Genomic DNA, 19,638 nt, shown 5'->3' with positions numbered 1-19,638 from the left:
CAGCTCGATCAGCCGCGCGGTCGGCGTGACCTCGCCGCCGGCCGAGCAGGTGCTGGACCTGCACGACCTGCCCCGCTGGCTGCAGAGCACCGGCTGGGCCCCACCTCCTGACCGGACGAGGTCGATCCCGCCGATGATCGCGGGGTTCCTGCCACGGCGCTCGCCGCGCGGGACAGGCGACACGATCGGTCGCCAGACTGCCGTCCGTGCACCTCGACGACCTCGTCCCCGACACCGCCGCTGCGGCCTCCGCGCTCCAGGTGGCCCAGCAGTTCCACTCGCCCGCACTGCTGAACCACTGCTGGCGCTCCCACCTCTGGGCAGCCGCCTACGGCCGGGTGCGGGGGATCGCCTTCGATCCCGAGTTGCTCTACGTCGCGGCGATGCTGCACGACATCGGGCTGGTGCCGGTGTTCGACAGCGCCACCGTGCCGTTCGAGGAGGCCGGCGCCGCCGTCGTCTGGGTCTTCGGCGCCGGCGCCGGGTGGGACGCCGACCGGCGCCGGCGCACCGCCGAGGTCATCGTCGCCCACATGGCACCGGAGGTCGACGTCTCCGCCGACCCGGAGGGCCACCTGCTGGAGCTGGCCACGGGGCTGGACGTCTCCGGCCGCCGTCACGAGGACTGGCCGGCGGAGGTCCGCGCCGAGGTGCTGGAGGCGTTCCCGCGGCTCGGGCTGGCCGAGGAGTTCCTCGGCTGCTTCACCGAGCAGGCGCGTCGCAAGCCGTCGTCCCTGGCGGGGCAGTTCGTCGCCGGCGGCTTCGCCGAGCGGGTCCGGGCCAACCCGCTGGACCGGCCTGCCCTCAGCCGGTGATCCGGCCGGACGGCTGCTCGGTGAGCCGCCCGCCGGCCAGAGCACCGGCCAGGACGGCGTCCAGCAGCGGCTGCAGGGCGGCGGTGCGCCGGCGGTGGCCGAAGACCTCGAGCGTCCGGAGTTGCAGCTCGGCGCGGGACAGACCGTTGGCCGCCCGGCACAGCGCCACCATGGCGTTGGCGATCTCCCGGGGCGCCACCTGGTCCAGCGGACGGTCGGCGTTGCTGTCCTGGCGGCGGAACCAGCTCCACGTCTCCCGGTCGATCGAAGCCGGCCACAGGAAGTCGCCGTCGACGGTGCTGGCCGGCAGCAACGCCAGCAGCGCGTCCCGCCGGGCCTCGGTCACCCGGGACAGCCCGAACGCCGCTGCGGTGAGCCGGGTCAGCCGGTCCCGGTGCACCGGCCCCTCCGCCTTGATGCCCGCGGTGAGCACCCGGCGCACCAGTCGGGCGACGGCGGGGTCGGTCAACCGGTCGAGCTGCCGCTTGTCGCCGGCCGGCTTCGGCGCCCACGGGATGAACGGCTGCTCCTCGTCCAGCGGCGTGGCGGCGGCGCGGATGACCCTGGCCGGCGCCTTCGGCGTCGTCCTGCGGGTGGGCGTGGTCGGTGCCGGCGCAGCGGCCTCTGCCGGCTCAGGGGCCACCGGCTCGACGCCGGGTGTCGGTGCCACGCCGGGCGTCGGTGCCACAGCGGGTGCCGGCGCCACGACCGCGACCGGCTCCGGTGCAGGCTCGACCACGACGGGCTGGGACTCGACCGCGACGGGCTCGGGCTCGACCGCGACGGGCTCGACCAGGACGGGCTCGGGCTCGACCGCGACGGGCTCGACCACGACGGGCTCGACCACGACGGGCTCGACCACGACCGTCTCGGGCTGGGGTTCGGGCTCGACCAGGACGGGCTCGGGCTCGGGCGCGGGCTCGACGGTGGGCTCCACGACCGGCGCCGGCCGGAGCGAGAGCGGGCGGAGCGGGATGACGTCGGCCAGCGGGCCGTCGTAGGGCTCCTCCGCCTCGTCCGGCATCGCCGGCTCGGCCACTGCCGGTCCGGGAGCTGCCGCCTCCGCCGCCGCCTCGAGTGCGGTGAGCACGGTCTCGCGGTCGGCCAGCCAGGTCGGCAGCCACACCCGCTCCACCGCCGGCCAGCGCAGGAGCTCACCCAGCACCTCGACCGGGAGACCGTCGCGGTCCCCGACCGTGCGGCGCCGGGCCCACTCCGGGCCGTCGAGCAGGACCGCCAGCACCGGGGCGTCCGGCGCCGTCCCGTGGGCGACGGTCAGGTCGATGCGGAAGTCCGACAGCCCGACGTCCGTGCGCACCACCAGACCGCGGGCGCGCAGCCCGGCGGCCACCTCGTCGCGGTGACCGTCGTGCAGCTCCGCGGCCCGGGCAGCACGGGGGAGGGCGTCGGTGCCCCGGGCGGCCAGGTCGAGGTAGGCGCGCAGGTGCTGGGCCCCCACCGATGCGGTCTGTCCGGCGTTCAGGTGCTCGGGGGCGAAGGAGCTGAAGACGACGACCTGCCGGCGGGCACGGGTGACGGCCACGTTCAGCCGTCGCTCCCCGCCGCTGCGACTCAGCGGCCCGAGGTCCTGCGGGAGCCGGCCGCGCACGTCCGCGCTGAACCCGAGGGAGAGCAGGACGACGTCCCGCTCGTCACCCTGCACGTGCTCGACGTCCTTGACGAGGAGCCCGTCGCCGGAGTCCAGCGCCTCGGCCACGCGCTCGTCCCCGGAGTCGCGCAGCAGCTCCTCGATCAGCGCCCGTTGCGGTGCGTTCACGGTGATCACCGCGATCGACGGGGTCGCCGGCGCGGCCACGGAGAAGCGGCGCAGCACCTCGGTGACGACGGCACGGGCCTCCACCGGGTTCGTGTGCACGCCGGGGCCGGAGCGCAGGAACGTGCCGGCGACCTGCACCAGGGAGATCCCGTGGCCATCCGGGGCGGAGGAGGCCGGGCCGTCCGCCGGCGCCGGGAAGGAGGACAGCCGGTTGCCGTAGTGGTGGGCGTTGCTGAAGGCGATCAGCGACTCGTCCTGGCTGCGGTAGTGCCAGGACAGCCACTGCCGCGGCACCCCGGCCTCCACGCACGCGGAGAGGATGCTCTCCTCGGGGCGGACCGCATCGGCGACCTGGCCCTCGTCGTCGATGCCGGCCGGCTCGCCGGGGGACGCCGGTGGCAGTTGCTCGCTGTCCCCGACCACCACCGCCGCTCGGGCCCGGCCCAGCGCACCGACGGCGTCGGCGACCCGGATCTGCGACGCCTCGTCGAAGACGACGAGGTCGAACTGGTCGGCGACCGGAGGGAAGAAGCGCGCCACCGACTCCGGGCTGGCCAGCACGCACGGCAGGACGGCGGTGATCAGGTCGCCGTAGGTCGCCAGCAGCCCGCGCACGCCCAGCCCACGGCCCTGCTCGGCCAGCTCGCGCTGCAGGGCACCGACCGGGCCGTCGGCCGAGTCCGCGTCGAACGACCGGGCCGCCAGCACGCCGGCGGGCACGGCATCGACCAGGTGGGACCGCACGGCCCGCGAGGCCGCGGCGAACCGGGCGACGGTGCGCTCGTGCAGCCCGGCGTCGAACGCGTCCAGCCCGGTGGCCTGCTGCCGCTCGACGACCGAGGCCTCGGCGAGGCCCCGATCGAAGGCGCGGACCGCGTCGTCGGCGGGCACCGCACCGTGCAGCAACTGCAGCCGGGCCTCGGTGAGCCCGGCCAGCCGGAGCGGCTCCAGGGTGTCCAGCAGGCTGACCCACCGGCGCAGCGACATCGGGTGCACGTACTCGACACCCCGCTCGGGCCGGGTCATCGTCCAGCGCAGCACCAGGCCGTCCTCGCCGCTCCAGGCGGCCAGCCGGGCGGAGTCGCTGGAGCAGACCGTCAGCAGCTGGCGGAGGGCATCGCGCAGCGTGGCCACGGTGCGGGCGCCGGCCGCGTCGGCCACCGGGCCGGCGGTGAGGAACCGGCGCACCGCAGCCGGGAAGCCGGAGTCCCCGTCGACGGTGGCGGCGGCGCGGCGCAGCCAGCGGACCTCGGCGTCGAAGACCGACCGGCCGGGCTCGGTGAAGGGGTTCCACCCGGGCGGCACCTGCAACCCCGGGATGCCGGCGGCCCGGGCGGCCAGGGCCTGGACGGCGGACTGCAGCCGGCGCAGCGCGGCGGTCAGCTCGGGCACCTCGCCGGGCTTGATCGACCCACCCGGGCGCAGTACCGGGGTCAGCTGGTCCCGGACGGCGGTCAGCTTGCCGCGCCGGCCCACCCAGCTCGCCGCCGCGGCCTCCTGGGCCTGCACGAACAGGTCGGCCAACGGCAGGTCGAGGGCGGCCGGGGTGACGGCGTCCAGGCTCGGGTGGGGCGCGGCGACCAGGGCGGCGATCTCGCCGAGCAGGTCCTCGGTGGCCGCCGACCAGCGCGGCGTGCGCACCTCGTCCAGCACGGCCAGGCTGATCCGGGGGCCGCCGAGCAGGTGCACCAGGGCGTCCAGGTCCTCCGGGGTGCCGGTGGCGCGCAGCACCGCGGCCAGCCCACCCTCGCCCGGCAGCTCCCGGATCGCCGAGTCGACGGCGACCGCGGCCTGCTGCACCTCGGTGATGTCCAGCTCGATGGTGTCGATGAACGCCCAGGCGTGCCCGGCCGACGGTCGGGCCAGCCCGGCGATGTCGGGCAGCAGCGCCAGCGCCCGGCGCACCTCGGTGACCACCTCGGCGGTGGCCCGGGCCGCGAAGCGGACGGTGACCGGCAGCGGGTCGACGCCGGGGGCAGCGGCCAGCACGGCCGTGCGGGCGGACCAGCAGGACAGCCCGGCCGGGTTGTCGGCGTGCAGCTGCTCCGCGTAGCGCTGCAGGCTGCGCCGCGCCGACCGCAGCTCCTCGGCGTCGGCCGCCAGGCCGGGTACGTCGACGTCGACCCCGTGCTGCAGCGCGGCCCGGATCTGTGCCCGGACGACGGCGGGCCGGCTGCCCTTGTCGTGCAGGTCGAGGGCGAAGGGGCCCATGCCGACCGCGTCCAGCCGGCGGGCGACGACGTCGAGCGCGGCGCGCTTCCCGGCGACGACCAGCACCCGCTTGCCCTCGGCGACGGCCCGGGTCACCAGGTTGGCGATGGTCTGGGACTTGCCGGTGCCCGGCGGGCCCTCCAGCACGAAGGTGCGTCCGGCGGTGGCCTCGGCGACCGCACCCAGCTGGGCGGCGTCGGCCGGGAGCGGGCACTGCGCGGCGAGCTCGTCGAGGTCGACCGGGCCGGCGGGGGCGGGCACCGGGTCGACGAAGGCACCGGTGGGGGAGTGCACCAGGTGGGCGAGGAGCGGGTTGGACGCGAACTCGGCCCAGTGCTCGTCGAGGTCGCGCCAGAGCCGGTGCGCCGCGACCGGCAGGACGGCCAGCTCCGCGGTCGCCTCGACCCGGTGGGGGAGCGCGGCGGCGGCCAGCGCCTCGCCCAGCGCCTGCAGCGCTGGGGCCAGGTCGACGTCGGCGCCGTCCTCGGCCGCAGCGCTCAGCCCCGGCACGGTGAGCCCGTGCACCCGGCGGAGCTTCTCCAGCAGGCACGCGTTCGGCACGCTGCTACCGGTCTCGTCGACCGTCAGCCGGTACCCGCCGTCCGGGCCGGCCGGGGTGAGCAGGACCGGGACGAGCACCACCGGTGACCGCAGCGAGCGGCCGTCGAGCTCCCAGACCAGGCTGCCCAGGGCCAGGTACAGGGCGTTGGCACCGGTCTCCTCGACCACCGTTCGCGCCCGGTGGACGAGAGCGCGCAGCCGGGAGTGGTGGTCGGCATGGGGGAGGTCGACGTGTACCGACCGGTGCTCGGTGAGGAGCTGGTGCAGCTGCTGCGGCGGCAGGTCCCGGGCCACGCGCACCCCGCGCTCGGCGTGCACCCCGGCGATCCGGTCACTGGGCAGCAGCGTCAGCGCGGCCCCACTGGTGACCAGCTCCGCCAGCACGGGCAGCGCATCGTGCGGCACCGCGAGCGGCAGCCCGGAGCCCTCGGGGTGGTGGACCAGCCGGTTGCGCGGACTCAGGTCGAGCAGCGCGTCCTCCCACTGCTGCACCCGGGGCGGGGCAGCCGGGGAGTCGTCGGTCGCGGACGCCGCGGGTTCGTCGGGGAGGGACGGTGCCGGGGCCTCGGCCGGGTGGTGCGCGGGGGACTGCTCCGTCCCCCCGTCCTCGCCGGTGCGGCGGGGCAGCGGCCGGATCCCGTCGAGGCGGGCGCGGTGGACATCGGTGACACCGAGGACCCGGGAGAGGTCACCGGACAGCCAGGCGCTGTAGGCCGGGCCGTGCAGGTCGGGGGTGGTGTTGCCACGGTCGGTCAGCAGGGTCGTCTCGACCAGGCCGATCAGGCCCCGGTCGACCTGGTCGACCAGTGCCGTGACCTCGGTCGTCGCGGCCGTCTCCGCGCTGCGCTCCTCCCGCCAGTAGCCCAGGAAGGCGTGCCCCTCCACCACCCAGAGCAGCGGTCGCAGATGGGCGTGCTCGAGGGCGGCCGCCAGGGTGACGACGGTGTCCAGGCAGGTGCCGGCCCGGCCGTCGAGGACCTCCCCGGGGTCGCGGACCTGCTGGCCGGACGCCGTCCAGCCGGCCGACGGCTGGCGGTGCCGCACCTCGCGGCGGCGCATCGCCCAGGTGATCGCCTCCACCACCTCGTCGACCCGCTCGGGCCCGTCGACGTAGCCGGTCAGGCTGTCGCTGCCGGTGCCCTCCTCGAGGAGGGCGGCGGCCTCGGCCACCAGGGCGGGGATCGCCGGGTGCTGCGGCTGCACGTGGGCGGCGAGCACCTCCAGGGCCGGCGACAGGGGAGCGGCCACCCACTGGGCGGCGCCGAGGACCGTCATCGGTGCCCGGTGCTCGGCCAGCACCTCGCCGGCGGCTGCCAGCTCCACCTGCACCCAGCCCGGCCGACTCTCCTCGCCGTGGCGCAGGGCGGCCGGGTCGAGGGTGAGGACGACGTCGTCGAGCACGGTGCTGCGGCCGGCCTCGAGGTCGACCAGTCGCTCGACGCCGGGGCCGAGGTCGCCCTGGGCGTCCCGAACGGAGAGCCGGAGGACCGCACCGCGGACGGTGGCCGCGCTGCCGGCGAGGGTGAGCCGGGAGACGACCGGCACGGCGTGGGCGGCGAGGGCGTAGCTGACCACCGGACTGACCGTGAGCTCGACGGAGACCGACGGCGAGGGCGCCGCCGCCGGGCCCTCGGTGCTCGCGTGGAGGTCGGCAGCGTTGCGCATGGAGTGTGTGTACCTGGTCGGACGGACCGTTCCGCTCAGGCGGGGCGCACGCGCGGGGCGGGTGTGACAGCAGTTGCCGGTCCGTGACCGAACACCCGTCTGCCTGGGCTCGTCGAGCCGCCGGAGGCCGGGCTGGCCGGCGCGCCGCCGAGCGGGGTCAGAGTCGGGCGAGGGTGCTGCAGTCCGGGCAGAGGGTGTCGCAGAGCTCGGGCTCCGGCGGCCACGGCACCTCCTCGTCCCGGGCCACATAGGCGCCGCAGAGGGCCGTGCGACCGCGAGCACCGCGGAGCCCCAGGGTGGCGTGCGCCGGTCCGATCAGCCGTGCCGTCTGGCCGGCAGGGTCGTTCAGCGACCCGACCATCATCACGGCGCGGGCCGTGCGGTACGGGAAGGCCATGGCGCCACGATGTGAGACGGCGGCGGCTCCGACGCGCGCAACACGCGCACCGTGTCCGGGGTGTCACCTCACCAGCCCCAGCTGCCCCGGACGCAGCAGCACCGCCACCGTCGGGCCTGGACGAGGCCGACCGTGGCGGTGCCGGAGGCGCTGCGTGCTCGACCGGTCGCCTGGTCCGCCGGCGGTCAGGCGGCGAAGCCCGCCCGGTCCACCTTGCGATGGAAGCGCTCGCCCAGCTTGCCGCCGAGCACGGCGCCCAGGAGCGTGACCAGCAGGACGGCGACCAGGGCGATGATGCCCGCGGTCGTCAGGGTGCCCTCGTCGATCGGGATGCGCGGCAGGTCGAGCTCGGACAGCACGTTGTACTGGGAACCGAGGACCGCACCGGCGATGGCCAGGGCCAGCACCACGAGCAGGCCGATCACCCATACCGCGATGCCCTGCCGGGCACCGTCGAAGCGGGCCATCCGCCCGGCGACGTAGCCACCGGCCAGGTAGGCCAGGAACAGGATGACGAGCAGCGCGATGCCGCCGCCGATCCCGATGCCGCCCGCGTTGTCGGTGGCCTCCTCGACGGAGGCGACGGTCTCGGTGAGGCCGACCGCGACCCCGGCGGCCGAGACGACGGCGATGAGCAGCACGGCGAGCCCGTTGGCGGACAGCCAGCCGAAGAAGGCGGCGCCCCACTTGATCCCGCCGAAGCGGTCGTGCTGGCGGTCGACGGCGTCGCGGGCTGCGCCTCGGCTCGCGCGGGCGCCGGTGCCGGGGGTCACCTCGTTGTTGCGGAAACTGGTCGTCCGGTCGCCGAGCGAGGTGCCGCGGTCGGCCGGGTCGGAGGGGGTGGTGCTGCCGGTCATGGGGTCTCCAGGGAGGAGGTCGTCACGATCGGCGGGCGAGCAGCCGCTCGCCGATCGCGACGAGTGCAGGGCGACCGGCGGGCGGGCCGTCCCGGTCGCGGGGGTGGTGCGGAGGCGACGGGGTGGTCCGCCGGCGGGCGGACCACCCCCGGGGTCAGCGGCGGTCGTCGGCCCGGACGCCGTCGACGCCCTCGGTCTCGATCTGCTCCTTGCGGACCGTGTCGGTCACGGTCTCCTGCTCGGTGACCGTCTCGGTGTCCAGGCGCACGCGCTCGACGGGCACGGCCTCCTTGGCCACCACCGGGCGCTCGGCGTGCAGCACGACCTCGTGCTCCTCCTCCGAGATCGACGGGCCGGCCAGTGCCTCGTCCCGGTTGGCGTCGGTGATCGGCTCGCGCTCGATCCGGACCTCCTCGTGGGAGACCGGGACGGTGGTCGTCACGTCCTCGGTGACGACGTACTTGCGCAGCCGGGCCTTGCCGGTCTCGACGTGCTGGGTGCCGACCCGGATCTGCTCCTCGGAGCGGGTCATCGCGTCGTCGGTCGTCGGGCCGGAGGTGTCGTGGCCCACGGTGTCGCGGCGGTCGGTGTCGACGCGGGCAGTGTCCACGCGGTCCGTGTCCACGCGGTCCGTGTCCACGCGGCCGGTCTCGGCGACGTCCACCCGGGCGGTCTCGGTGCCGACGCCCACGCCGTAGTAGCGGTAGAGCTCGGTCTCCTCCTCCGGGCTGAGGTGACCCTGGTCGGCGTCGATCCGGGGAGCGTCCTTGACCTTGGCCTTCTGGTAGGGGACGCGCAGGACGCCGTCGGCGACCGAGGCGTCGGCCAGCGGGACGAAGGTCTCCGAGGTGCCGAACATGCCGGTGCTGACCGTGGCCCACTCCGGGCTGCCGGTCTGGTCGTCGAGGTAGACCTGACCGACCTTGCCCAGCTTGTCGCCGTCGGTGTCCACGGCGTTGGTGCCGATGATGGTGGTGATGTCCTGCTGGGTGATCACGCGTGCCTCCGGGTCTGAGTGACTGCGGCGACCACGGTGCGGTTGCCGCCGGGGACATCTGTGCCCACCCGTTTACGGCGTAAACGACGCCGGGACCAGATTCCGTGACCGGGCCGGCAGCCCGTCCGCGGGATCAGAGGTCGCCGACGTCGCCGCCGGAGTTCCTCGCCTCGTGCAGCACCCGTTCCAACCGGTCCAGGAGGTTCTCGAGGGACTCCTCGAACTCGGCCGCCGACTTGTCCTGGCCGAGCAGCGACTCGGTCCGTGCCAGGTTCGGGTACTCGCTCATGTCGGTCTCCCGCTGCGCCTGCTCGTCGCCCTCGGGCTGGTCCAGCAGGCTCACCTGGGCGCCGATCTGGGTGACCTCGAGCAGCAGGTGGCCGAGCAGGAAGCTGGAGTAGGCCCGGTACGCGGCCACGGCGGCCTGGTCGGAGAAGCCCCCCTCCCGCAGGGTGCCGAGGAAGGACTCGACCAGCCGGAGGCTGCGCAGCGGCGGACGCACCCAGGGTGCGGCCGGGGGCCGGCTCGCCACGAGTGGGAACACCGCCGGGTGGGCGAGGGCGATTCGGCGCATGCCGTGGGCCAGCCGCACCAGGTAGTCCTGCCAGCCGGAGTGGTCGACGACCTGGATGTCGTCGCCGTCCCGGTCGTCCCACAGCGTCTCGACGACCCGGTCGACGACTCCGTCGAGCAGGTCCTCCCGGCCGGGCACGTAGCGGTAGAGGGCCATCGCCTCGACGCCCAGGGAGGAGCCCAGTCGGCGCATGGTGAGGGCGGCCAGGCCCTGCTCGTCGATGAAGTCGATGGCGGCCTGCAGGATCTTCTCCCGGTCCAGGCCGGCCGGGCGGGTCAGCTCGCCGGCCGCCTCGGGGCCCTCCTGCACGGCCACCAGGTCGGGGTCTCGCACGTCGTCGCTCGTCTGGTCGCTGATCGTGGGCACCATCCACCTCCTCGTGTCGCCCTCCACTGTCCTCGCCGTCGTCCGGCTCCCGTGCGGCTGGCCCGGTGGCGGCCCGGTCGGGAGGCTCACGGCGCGCCCCGACCGGGCCCGCCGTCCGGCGGGCCCGGTCGGCACGTCCCGCGCGTGGCCGACCACCGTGTGCGAGGCCACTCGGCTGGACACGAGACGATGGTCACGAACGCGTTACAGCCGCCCAGGTCCGGGAAATGCTGGTCCTCATGACCACTGTGCCTGAGGTCGCCACCACCCCTGAGGTGCTGGAGAGCGAGTTCTCGCTCACGACCGCCGTGACCCGGCTGGACTTCCTGAGCCGGCGCGACAACGTCGCCGTCGACGGCCCGAACGACCGGTCGGACGACGCCGACGACTGGGCCAGCTTCAAGACCCTCGGCACCTCCCTGGACGTCGACGAGGCCCTGGAACTGCTCGCCCTCGGCGAGGTCGTCGCCCGCAAGGCCCACGCCCACCGCCAGCTCGGCATCCGCGCTGCGCTGCGTGGCGGGGCCGACTGGGAGCAGATCGGGCGGGCGCTCGGCACCTCGCCGCGGGCCGCCTGGGAGCGGCACGTCAGCTGGCTGGACGGCCAGGAGACGGCGCGGCGAGCGGGAGACGTCGACGCCCTCGACGCCGACGCCCTCGCCGCGGCCCGCCGGCTCGCCGGCCGCCGTCCCGCCTGACCCGCTGCTCGACGTACCGCCGGGGCACCTGGACCAGCATCTGGTCCAGGTGCCCTTCGCTCACCCCAGGGTGCAGCCGGCGTCGGCCAGCTCCTCGACAGGGGCCAGGTCGTTGCCTGGACGGCGAGCCGGCCGGTCTGCGCAGCGGCCGCTGGACCTGGTCGATCGGTGGGATGCGCGGTCCGGTGGTCTGATGGGGCACCCGGCTCCAGGAGGACGACGTGCAGCAGGTGACGCTCGCCTACGGGCGCGGAGGGCTCCTCGTCGAGCTCCCGGACGACGCCGCGGTGATCACCCCGGTGCAGCACCCGGCCGCCCCGGACGTCGCCGCCGAGCTGCGCCGGGCGTTGCGCGAACCGGTGAGCGGGTTGCCGCTGCGCGAGCGGGTGCGGCCGGGGCAGACGGTGGCGATCTCGGCCTGTGACGGCACCCGCGCCCAGCCCCGGCACCTGATGATCCCGGCGGTGCTCGAGGAGCTCGACGGCATCGTGCGCCTGGAGGACGTCGTCGTCCTGGTCGCCACCGGCACCCACCGGGCCAACACCGACGCCGAGCTGCGGGCGATGTTCGGCGACGAGGTCGTGGACACCGTCCGGATCGTCAACCACGACTCCCGGGCGAGCGACACGCACCGCTGGATGGGCACGTTCGGGGACGGGGTGCCCGTCTGGCTGAACGAGCAGTGGGTGGACGCCGACGTCCGGCTGACCACCGGCTTCGTCGAGCCGCACTTCTTCGCCGGGTTCTCCGGCGGCCCGAAGATGGTCGCCCCCGGCCTGGCCGCCCTGGACACGGTGCTGGTCCTGCACGACGCGAAGCGGATCGGCGACCCGCGGGCGACCTGGGGCGTCACCCAGGGCAACCCGGTGCACGACGACGTCCGGGCGATCACCGCCGGCACCGACGTGACCTTCTCCTTCGACGTCGTGCTCAACACCCGCCAGGAGGTCATCGCCGCGTTCGGCGGGGACACCCTGGAGATGCACGCGGTGGCGATCGAGCGGGCCCGCGAGGTCGCGATGGCGCCGGTGGACGCGCCGTTCGACGTCGTCGTCACCACCGGCTCGGGGTTCCCGCTGGACCAGAACCTCTACCAGTCGGTGAAGGGCATGTCGGCGGCCGCGCAGGTCACCCGGCCCGACGGGCTGATCGTCTGCGCCGCCGCCTGCGAAGACGGCTTCCCCGACCACGGCTCCTACCGGGAGGTGCTCACCTCGGCGGCGTCACCGGAGGCGCTGCTGGAGTTGATCGGCGCGCGCGAGCAGACGGTGCCCGACCAGTGGCAGGTGCAGATCCAGGCCCGCATCCAGTCGGCGCACCGGGTGGTCATGCACACCGACCACCTCACGGACGCCCAGCTCGCCGACGCGCACCTGGCGCAGACGACCGACATCGCAGCCACCGTCGCCGACGCGGTCGTGGCCGCGGGCCCCGGTGCCCGGGTCTGTGCGCTGCCCGAGGGGCCGCAGACCATCCCCTACGTCCGCAGCTGAGCCCTGCTCCGACGACGAGGGTCAGGGCAAGGGCAGGAGCAGGGCCCGGTCGGGGTGGCACCAGGCCCAGTGCTCGCGCGGCTCGGCGGAGGCGGCCACCGGGTGCGCGGTGGCGGTGGCGTGCGCGGTCGCGTGCCGGTGCGGCGAGGAGTCGCAGCACGCCACGTGGTCGCAGCTCAGGCAGCGCCGCAGGTGCACCCACTGCCCGCCGATCGGCAGGCAGTCGGCGCACGCCTCGGCCGGGCCGGGCGACGCCGGCAGTCCGGCGGCGTGCGCGCAGACGGCACCGGTCTCCACCCGCCAGCCGGCGACGGGGCTCGCGGGCACGGGACCTCCGGTCGCTGCCGTCGAGGGGGACCACCGGTGGACGGCCGGCGGGGCAGCTCCATCCAACCGGCTGGAGGGGCACGGCGGTAGCCCCGGCCGCCAGCTCTGGCACACCGCCCGGCGGCGCGGCAGGGTGGCCTCATGGACGCGCCGCACACGACCTCCGGAACCCGCCGATGACCGCCCCGGTCGAGACGCTCGCCTGGTGGGAGGACGGCGAACGACTCCTCGGGACGGCGCTGGGCCGGCTGACCGACGAGGAGCTGGACGCACCCTCGCTGCTGGCCGGCTGGACCCGGCGGCACCTCCTGGCGCACCTGGCAGCCAACGCCGACGCGCTGGTCAACCTGCTGAGCTGGGCGCGGACCGGGGTGGAGACGCCGATGTACGCCTCCACGGAGGCGCGGGACGCCCAGATCGACGAGGCGGCGCAGTTGCCGGCGCCCGAGCTGCGCGCGGCGGTGGTCGCGGCGACCGGCCGGTTGGCGGCTGCCGTCCGGGGCATGCCCGAGGAGGCCTGGGCCGCGCAGGTGCGCACCGCCCAGGGGCGGCAGGTGCCGGCTGCGGAGGTGCCCTGGATGCGCTGCCGGGAGGTGTGGGTGCACGCCGTCGACCTGGACGAGGGAGTCGCCTTCACCGACATCCCGGACGACGTGCTGGCCGCGCTGGTCGACGACGTGTTCCGGATGTGGGACCGCCGCGACACCGTGCCCGACGTGGCGCTGTTCGCCGGTGACCGCGAGTGGGGCACCGGTGCCCTGGCCGTCGCCGGTCCGCTGCCGGCGGTCGCGGCGTGGGTCACCGGACGCAGCACGGGGGAGGAGCTGGAGGCCGACGGGCCGGTGCCGACCCTGGCGCCCTGGCTCTGACCGGCCTGCCGCGTCAGCCGGCGGGTCGGTCCCGCGGCATCGCCAGCGCAGCCAGCAGCGCCGCCCCCAGCACGGCGGCGCTGACGGCGAAGGCGACCTGGTAGGAGAAGGTGTCGGTGAGCCAGCCGGCGGCCAGCGGCCCGACCACCGCGCCCAGGTCGGCGACCATCTGGAAGACCGCCACCACCCGCCCGCCCCGGGCGGGGCTGACGTCACCGACCACCGCGGCCGGCACGCTGGCCAGCAGGGAGGCGCCCAGGCCGAAGGTGGCCATCGAGAGCAGGAAGGCCGCGGTGCTCGGCGGCAGCACCAGGACGGCGATCGCCGCGGTCGCCAGCCCCGACCCCAGCAGGAGCGAGGGGCGGCGGCCCCAGGTGTCCGCCAACCGCCCGGCGCGCAGCAGCCCGACGGCCTGCGCGACCGACCCGGCCAGCAGGCCGGCGCCCGCCCAGGCCACCGTCTTGCCCAGTTCCTCGGTCACGTAGAGCGGCACGAGGGAGTTGCGGACGCCGAACAGCACCCAGCCCACGCCGAGGTTGGCCACCAGGGCCGCGACGTAGGCCCGGGACCGCAGTGCCGCGCGCAGCCCCCCGCCGTCGGCGCCCGCCGGGGGCACGGCCACGCTCGAGGGCCCGCCGGCGTTCACCTGGTCGAGGGCCGGTGGCACGCCGGTCGCCACCCCGGTCACCGGGGGCAGCGCGGCCGGGCGCAGCAGGACGAGCGCGACGACCCCGGCGATCAGCAGGAAGCCGCCGTAGACGAAGAACGGCAGCCGCGGCGAGACCTCGGCCAGGAACCCACCGGCTGCCGGGCCGGCGATGCCGCCGAGGATGAAGCCGCCCTGGTAGGTGGCCGCGGCCCGGCCGCGCTGCGCTGCCGGCGCCGTGCGCAGCAGCAGCGAGAGGGCGGCCACGGTGAACATCGCGCTGCCGACCCCGCCGGCGGCCCGCAGGGCGACGAAGAGCGGGAAGTTGCCGGCCAGGGCCGCCGCGGCGGTGGCGACCGCGACGATCGCCAGCCCGGCGGCGAGCACCGCCCGCTCGCCGAGCCGCTCGACCAGCGAGCCCCCGGCGAAGGCGGAGACGAACCGGAAGAAGGCGAAGGCGCTGACGGCGAACCCGACGGCCGTGGTGCCCACCCCGTAGTCGCGGACGAACAGCGGGATCGCCGGGGCCACGATGCCGAACCCGAGCGCGACGACGAAGGCGACGATGGCCAGGACGCCGACCTCCCGGGGGAGGGGGGTGTCCTTGCCGCGTGGTCGCACGAGCGCTGATCCTCACACGCCGCCCGGCGCGCGACTGCGGGGCGTCAGGGGGCGAGCACGAGCCGACCCGCGACGTCCCCGGCGCGCAGCCGGTCCAGCGCCTGGTTGACCTCGGTCAGCGGCATCGTGCCGGCCACCGGCGGCGTGAGCTGCCCCGCGGCGGCCAGGGACACCGCCTGTTCCAGCTCGGCCAACGTGTTGCCCACGCTGGCGATGACCCGCTGCTCGGCGACCACCATCCCCAGCGGGCTCACCGTCAGTGCGTCGGCGCTGTACCCGACCAGCACCAGCCGGCCGCGGCGGCCGAGCACCGCCGTCGCCAGCTCCAGGGTCGCCGTCACCCCGGCGAGCTCGACGACGACGTCGGCGCCCTGCCCGCCGGAGAGCCGGGCCACCGTCTCGGCGAGCTCGGCGGGGGAGACCGCGGTCACGGCCCCGGCAGACCGGGCGGCCGACCGGCGGGCGTCGTCCCGGCTGACGGCCACGACCACGCCGCCGCGTCGCCGGGCCTCCTGCACCGCCGCCAGGCCCACGCCGCCGGCGCCGAGCACGACCACCACGTCACCGGGCTCGACCCCGGCCTCGGTCAGTGCGTGCACCGCGGTGGTGCCGGCGCAGCACAGCGGTGCGGCAGCCTCGAAGGAGAGCTCGTCGGGCAGTCGGACCAGGCAGTGCGCCGGCACCACCAGCTGCTCGGCGAAGGCGCCGTCCGCGGCGAAGGCGAGCACGCCACGCGGGGCCAGGCACAGGTTCTGCCGGCCGCGCAGGCACCAGCGGCAGCTGCCGCAGAACAGGTAGTAGTAGACGGCGACCCGGTCGCCCTCGGCCCAGCCGGTGACCGCGGACCCGACCGCCTCGACCGTGCCGGCGGCCTCGTGTCCCAGGGTCATCGGCGTCCGGGACGGCGCGTAGAGCCCCTCGGTGAAGTGCAGTTCGGTGCCGCAGACCCCGGCCGCGCGGACCCGCACCCGCACCTCGTCGGGGGCGGGCTCGGGGATCGGGACGTCGTCCAGGGCCAGGGGTCGACCGGGTGCGTGGAATCGAGCAGCGAGCATCGAGCAGCTCCCTCCGCCGGCATGAACCGGATCAGGTGTGGACGGTCGGCGGTGGTCGTCCGCCTTCTCAGCCCGCGCCCGGGCTCCCGTGTGCGCCGCTGAAGCTACCCGAGCGGGGGAACCGGCTCGACGCGGCGCAGGAACGACCGGATCGCCAGGTGGTGGGAGAGCTGCTCGCGGTGCGCCTCGCACGCGGTCCAGGTCTTCTCCCGGTCGGGCGTGTGCACCTTCGGGTTGTTCCACACCAGGACCACGGTCGCCGGCGCCCGGCAGCCCTTCGCCGAACAGATCACGTCGGCGTGCCCGGCCGGCCCGGTGTCCTCGGTCATGGGCCGAGTCTGAGCCGCCGCACAGGAAACCGTCAGCAGGGGGTGCCAGGGTGCTCCCTGGCCGTGCCCCCTGACCCCGGGTGCGGCCACCAGCACAGCGGATCGGACGCCGGCGACCGAAAAGGACGTCGGCGGCGGGTGAGGTCCTGCCTGAGCCGGGTACCGCGCGGACATGACTGACACCACGCCGACCACGCCGCTCGCCCTGGTGACCGGGGCGTCCAGCGGGATCGGGTTCGAGCTCGCCAAGCAGTTCGCCCAGCACGGCTTCGACCTGGTGATCGACGCCGAGGACGCCGGCATCGACACCGCGGCGGCCAAGCTGCGCGCCGAGGGCACCGAGGTGATCGCCGTCCAGGCCGACCTGCGCACCCCCGAGGGCATCGAGCAGCTGTGGGACCGGGTGCTGGGCCTCGGCCGACCGCTGGACGCCGCCGCTCTGAACGCCGGCGTGGGCCGCGGGGGTGCCTTCGTCGACACCGACTGGGCCGAGGACCTCGCGGTCATGCAGCTCAACGTGGTGTCCACCGCCGCGCTGCTGAAGCTCGTGCTCGTGCAGATGACCGGCCGCAACGCCGGACGGGTGCTGGTCACCTCGTCGGTGGCGGCGACCATGCCGGGGGCCTACCAGCCGGTCTACAACGCCTCGAAGTCCTTCGTCCAGTCGCTGACCGAGGCCGTGCAGCAGGAGCTCAAGGACTCCGCCGTCACGATCACCTCGCTGATGCCCGGCCCCACGGACACCGACTTCTTCCCCCGGGCGGACCTGGAGGACACGGCCATGGGCACGGGGCCCAAGGACGACCCGGCCAAGGTCGCCGCGCAGGGCTTCGAGGGGCTCATGGCCGGGAAGAAGGAGGTCCTCGCCGGTTCGCTGCTGACCAGGGCGCAGGAGGCGATGAGCAAGGTCCTGCCCGACTCGGTGAAGTCCTCCGCCCACGAGGTGATCGCCAAGCCGCGCGACTGACGTCTCCGACTGCGTCGGCTTCCGGCCAGCGGTCGGTTCCGCTGCCTGGGAGTGGCCGGGGGCTGGCAGAGTCGGGGCATGGACGACGTCGTCATCTGCTCCCCGGTCCGTACACCCGTCGGTCGATTCGGCGGGGTCTTCGCCGGTCTGTCCGCCAACGAGCTCGCCGCCACCGCGCTGCGTGGGCTCGTCGAACGAACCGGGCTGGGGGAGGGCGAGGTCGACGACGTCATCCTCGGCAACTGCAGCCCGAGCGGTGAGAACCCGGCGATCGGCCGGATCGCCGCGCTGGACGCCGGCCTGGGCGTGCAGGTCCCCGGTCTGCAGATCGACCGGCGCTGCGGTTCGGGCCTGCAGGCGGTCATCTACGCCGCGATGCAGGTGGCGGCCGGCGCCGGCACGGTGGTCGTGGCCGGTGGCGTGGAGTCGATGAGCAACGTCGAGCACTACGCGCTGGGGCTGCGCACCGGGGCCAAGGGCGACGGCGTCATGCTGCACGACCGGCTGGCCCGGGCCCGCGAGACCGCCGGCGGCCTGCACCACCCGGTGCCCGGCGGCATGCTGGAGACCGCGGAGAACGTGCGGCGGGAGTACTCGGTCGACCGGCTCGAGCAGGACGCCTGGGCGCTGCGCTCCCAGCAGGCCGCCGGTGCCGCCATCCGCGAGGGCCGGTTCGCCGACGAGATCATCGGCGTCGAGGTGCCCGGCACCCGCAAGACGCCGGCCCGCACGGTCACCGAGGACGAGCACCCCCGCCCCGACACGACCATGGAGGACCTGGCCGGGTTGCGCCCGGTCATGGGCCGGGTCGACCCGGAGGCGACGGTGACCGCCGGGAACGCCTCCGGCCAGAACGACGGTGCCGCCGTCTGCGTGGTGACCACCCGGGCCGAGGCCGACCGCCGCGGCTGGCAGCCCTTCGTCCGGCTGACCGGCTGGGCCGTGGCGGGCGTGCCGCCGGAGACCATGGGCATCGGCCCGGTCCCGGCCACGGCCGCGGTGCTGGAGCGGACCGGGCTGACGCTGGCCGACATGGACCTCATCGAGCTCAACGAGGCCTTCGCCAGCCAGGTGCTGGCCTGCCTGGGGGAGTGGGGCCTGGGCGCGGACGACCGCGAGCGGGTGAACGTCAACGGCTCCGGCATCTCCCTCGGGCACCCGGTGGGCGCGACCGGTGCCCGGATCCTGGCCACGCTCGCCCACGAGATGCGCCGCCGGGAGGCCCGCTACGGCCTGGAGACGATGTGCATCGGCGGCGGGCAGGGGCTCGCCGCGGTGTTCGAGCGGGTGGTCTGACGGTCGTCCGGCGGGCACCACGAACGGTGCCGACTACTTAGGTAAGGCTGCCCTCATGTAAGAAGAGCGCATGCCTCGATCTCGTTCGCGCATGCGACGCACGTCCGCCACCTCGCTGGCCCTCCCCGTCCTGGCGGTCGCCGTCCTGGCCGGCTGCTCGTCGGAGTCCGACGAGCAGCCGGCCGCGGCCGCCACCGGCTCGGCCGGCGACTCCGCCTTCCCGGTCACCATCGAGCACGCCTACGGGACGACGGAGATCCCCGAGCAGCCCGAGCGCGTGGTCTCCCTCGGCTACACCGAGCAGGACGCGATCCTCGCCCTCGGCGTCGTCCCGGTCGCCGTCCGGTACGCCTTCGGCCCCGAGGACGACGTCTTCTTCCCGTGGGCCGACGAGGCGGCCGGGGACGCCGACCCGGAGATCCTGCCGCGCGCCGAGGTCGACCCGGAGCAGGTCGCCGCGCTCGACCCGGACCTGATCATGGCCGTCACCGCCGGCCTGACCGAGGACGAGTACGAGACGCTGAGCGCGATCGCCCCGACGGTCGTGCAGCCGGAGGAGTTCATCGCCTTCGGCACCCCGTGGCAGGAGCAGACCAGGATCACCGGCGAGGCGCTCGGCCGGCCCGACCGCGCCGAGGAGCTGATCGCCGACGTCGAGGAGCAGATCGCGGCCGCCCGCGCCGAGCACCCGGAGCTGGAGGGGAAGACGATCACCCTCTCCGGGCCGGCCTACGAGGGCGAGTACCCCTTCCACACCTCCGACGACACGCGCACGCGGTTCTTCCTGGACCTGGGCATGGTCGTCGACCCGGCCCTGGACGCCGCGGCGCAGAGCCAGTTCTACGGGACGGTCAGCCGGGAGGAGGCCCGGATGCTGGACGCCGACGTGCTGGTCTTCCAGTCCGGCTCCGACACCGAGCGGGCGGGGATCGAGGGTGATCCGGTGCTGACCGGGCTCCCCACCGTCGCCGAGGGCCGGTCGGTCTTCATCGAGGGTGAGGACTACGCGGCCCTGCAGTTCGCCAGCGCCCTGAGCCTGCCCTACCTGCTGGACGGCTTCGCCCCGGAGCTGTCCGAGGTGGTCGGCTGAGCCGAGCCCATCACCGGGCCACCGTGG

The 19,638-nt window shown here is 75.2% G+C and carries 16 protein-coding genes and 1 riboswitch; of the genes, 7 read left to right on the top strand and 9 right to left on the bottom strand.

Features of this window, described 5'->3' with window-relative positions:
* The first annotated feature begins 206 nt into the window (after nt 1-206).
* A complete protein-coding gene (locus O2V61_RS20630; RefSeq protein WP_269185139.1) occupies nt 207-815 on the top strand; it encodes an HD domain-containing protein in 609 nt (202 codons plus the stop codon).
* Here the strand turns inward: O2V61_RS20630 and O2V61_RS20625 are convergent.
* The 5 genes from O2V61_RS20625 to O2V61_RS20605 form a co-directional block, all read right to left on the bottom strand.
* On the bottom strand, nt 805-7,029 hold the full coding sequence (locus O2V61_RS20625; RefSeq protein WP_269185138.1) for a DUF4011 domain-containing protein: 6,225 nt from the start codon (nt 7,027-7,029) through the stop codon (nt 805-807). The genes O2V61_RS20630 and O2V61_RS20625 overlap by 11 nt on opposite strands.
* 157 nt (nt 7,030-7,186) lie before the next feature.
* A complete protein-coding gene (locus tag O2V61_RS20620) occupies nt 7,187-7,426 on the bottom strand; it encodes a hypothetical protein (protein WP_269185137.1) in 240 nt (79 codons plus the stop codon).
* A 185-nt stretch (nt 7,427-7,611) separates the two neighbouring features.
* Nucleotides 7,612-8,283 (bottom strand): hypothetical protein, encoded by a 672-nt coding sequence (locus tag O2V61_RS20615; RefSeq protein ID WP_269185136.1) that lies wholly within the window; start codon nt 8,281-8,283, stop codon nt 7,612-7,614.
* A 154-nt stretch (nt 8,284-8,437) separates the two neighbouring features.
* A complete protein-coding gene (locus tag O2V61_RS20610) occupies nt 8,438-9,280 on the bottom strand; it encodes a PRC and DUF2382 domain-containing protein (RefSeq protein WP_269185135.1) in 843 nt (280 codons plus the stop codon).
* 133 nt (nt 9,281-9,413) lie between these two features.
* Nucleotides 9,414-10,223 carry a TetR/AcrR family transcriptional regulator gene (locus tag O2V61_RS20605; protein ID WP_269185134.1) on the bottom strand — a complete coding sequence of 270 codons (810 nt, stop codon included), beginning with the start codon at nt 10,221-10,223 and terminating at the stop codon, nt 9,414-9,416.
* A 236-nt stretch (nt 10,224-10,459) separates the two neighbouring features.
* Here O2V61_RS20605 and O2V61_RS20600 point away from each other — a divergent pair, with 236 nt between their 5' ends.
* Both O2V61_RS20600 and larA read left to right on the top strand, forming a co-directional pair.
* Nucleotides 10,460-10,918 carry a hypothetical protein gene (locus O2V61_RS20600; RefSeq protein ID WP_269185133.1) on the top strand — a complete coding sequence of 153 codons (459 nt, stop codon included), beginning with the start codon at nt 10,460-10,462 and terminating at the stop codon, nt 10,916-10,918.
* A gap of 221 nt (nt 10,919-11,139) precedes the next feature.
* A complete protein-coding gene (larA, locus tag O2V61_RS20595) occupies nt 11,140-12,411 on the top strand; it encodes a nickel-dependent lactate racemase (RefSeq protein ID WP_269185132.1) in 1,272 nt (423 codons plus the stop codon).
* Nucleotides 12,412-12,432: 21 nt separating this feature from the next.
* On the opposite strand, the gene O2V61_RS20590 is transcribed toward larA, so the two are convergent.
* On the bottom strand, nt 12,433-12,738 hold the full coding sequence (locus O2V61_RS20590) for a UBP-type zinc finger domain-containing protein (protein ID WP_269185131.1): 306 nt from the start codon (nt 12,736-12,738) through the stop codon (nt 12,433-12,435).
* 176 nt (nt 12,739-12,914) lie between these two features.
* Here O2V61_RS20590 and O2V61_RS20585 point away from each other — a divergent pair, with 176 nt between their 5' ends.
* Nucleotides 12,915-13,607 carry a maleylpyruvate isomerase family mycothiol-dependent enzyme gene (locus O2V61_RS20585; protein WP_269185130.1) on the top strand — a complete coding sequence of 231 codons (693 nt, stop codon included), beginning with the start codon at nt 12,915-12,917 and terminating at the stop codon, nt 13,605-13,607.
* A gap of 13 nt (nt 13,608-13,620) precedes the next feature.
* Here O2V61_RS20585 and O2V61_RS20580 read toward each other — a convergent pair whose 3' ends face one another.
* From O2V61_RS20580 to O2V61_RS20570, 3 genes are all read right to left on the bottom strand, one after another.
* A complete protein-coding gene (locus O2V61_RS20580; RefSeq protein WP_269185129.1) occupies nt 13,621-14,874 on the bottom strand; it encodes an MFS transporter in 1,254 nt (417 codons plus the stop codon).
* A gap of 44 nt (nt 14,875-14,918) precedes the next feature.
* Nucleotides 14,919-15,929 (bottom strand): alcohol dehydrogenase catalytic domain-containing protein, encoded by a 1,011-nt coding sequence (locus O2V61_RS20575; protein WP_269185128.1) that lies wholly within the window; start codon nt 15,927-15,929, stop codon nt 14,919-14,921.
* Nucleotides 15,920-16,029: riboswitch (TPP riboswitch) on the bottom strand. (Overlaps the previous gene by 10 nt.)
* A 4-nt stretch (nt 16,030-16,033) precedes the next feature.
* Nucleotides 16,034-16,258: a hypothetical protein gene (locus O2V61_RS20570; protein ID WP_269185127.1), complete on the bottom strand. Its 225-nt coding sequence runs from the start codon at nt 16,256-16,258 to the stop codon at nt 16,034-16,036.
* Between the two features lie 172 nt (nt 16,259-16,430).
* Between O2V61_RS20570 and O2V61_RS20565 the strand changes: the two genes are divergently transcribed.
* The 3 genes from O2V61_RS20565 to O2V61_RS20555 all read left to right on the top strand — a co-directional run bounded on the left by O2V61_RS20565 (nt 16,431) and on the right by O2V61_RS20555 (nt 19,611).
* Complete coding sequence (locus tag O2V61_RS20565) at nt 16,431-17,225, top strand: SDR family NAD(P)-dependent oxidoreductase (RefSeq protein WP_269185126.1); 795 nt, start codon at nt 16,431-16,433, stop codon at nt 17,223-17,225.
* 78 nt (nt 17,226-17,303) lie between these two features.
* A complete protein-coding gene (locus O2V61_RS20560; protein ID WP_269185125.1) occupies nt 17,304-18,521 on the top strand; it encodes an acetyl-CoA C-acetyltransferase in 1,218 nt (405 codons plus the stop codon).
* 91 nt (nt 18,522-18,612) lie between these two features.
* The gene (locus O2V61_RS20555; RefSeq protein WP_269185124.1) at nt 18,613-19,611 is read left to right on the top strand and encodes an iron-siderophore ABC transporter substrate-binding protein; all 999 of its coding nucleotides are present in this window, start codon (nt 18,613-18,615) and stop codon (nt 19,609-19,611) included.
* The last annotated feature ends 27 nt before the right edge of the window (nt 19,612-19,638 follow it).

The organism is Modestobacter sp. VKM Ac-2985, from assembly GCF_026967925.1.
Lineage (GTDB): Bacteria > Actinomycetota > Actinomycetes > Mycobacteriales > Geodermatophilaceae > Modestobacter.
Note: the sequence above shows the minus strand (reverse complement) of the source record. Positions and strands in the feature narration are given on the sequence as shown.

Excerpts from the sequence above, each read along its gene's own strand:
- O2V61_RS20625 (WP_269185138.1), bottom strand. The coding sequence starts at position 7,029 with ATGCGCAACGCTGCCGACCTCCACGCGAGCACCGAGGGCCCGGCGGCG.
- O2V61_RS20620 (WP_269185137.1), bottom strand. The coding sequence starts at position 7,426 with ATGGCCTTCCCGTACCGCACGGCCCGCGCCGTGATGATGGTCGGGTCG.
- O2V61_RS20615 (WP_269185136.1), bottom strand. The coding sequence starts at position 8,283 with ATGACCGGCAGCACCACCCCCTCCGACCCGGCCGACCGCGGCACCTCG.
- O2V61_RS20605 (WP_269185134.1), bottom strand. The coding sequence starts at position 10,223 with ATGGTGCCCACGATCAGCGACCAGACGAGCGACGACGTGCGAGACCCC.
- O2V61_RS20600 (WP_269185133.1), top strand. The coding sequence starts at position 10,460 with ATGACCACTGTGCCTGAGGTCGCCACCACCCCTGAGGTGCTGGAGAGC.
- O2V61_RS20585 (WP_269185130.1), top strand. The coding sequence starts at position 12,915 with ATGACCGCCCCGGTCGAGACGCTCGCCTGGTGGGAGGACGGCGAACGA.
- O2V61_RS20575 (WP_269185128.1), bottom strand. The coding sequence starts at position 15,929 with ATGCTCGCTGCTCGATTCCACGCACCCGGTCGACCCCTGGCCCTGGAC.
- O2V61_RS20570 (WP_269185127.1), bottom strand. The coding sequence starts at position 16,258 with ATGACCGAGGACACCGGGCCGGCCGGGCACGCCGACGTGATCTGTTCG.
- O2V61_RS20565 (WP_269185126.1), top strand. The coding sequence starts at position 16,431 with ATGACTGACACCACGCCGACCACGCCGCTCGCCCTGGTGACCGGGGCG.
- O2V61_RS20560 (WP_269185125.1), top strand. The coding sequence starts at position 17,304 with ATGGACGACGTCGTCATCTGCTCCCCGGTCCGTACACCCGTCGGTCGA.
- O2V61_RS20555 (WP_269185124.1), top strand. The coding sequence starts at position 18,613 with ATGCGACGCACGTCCGCCACCTCGCTGGCCCTCCCCGTCCTGGCGGTC.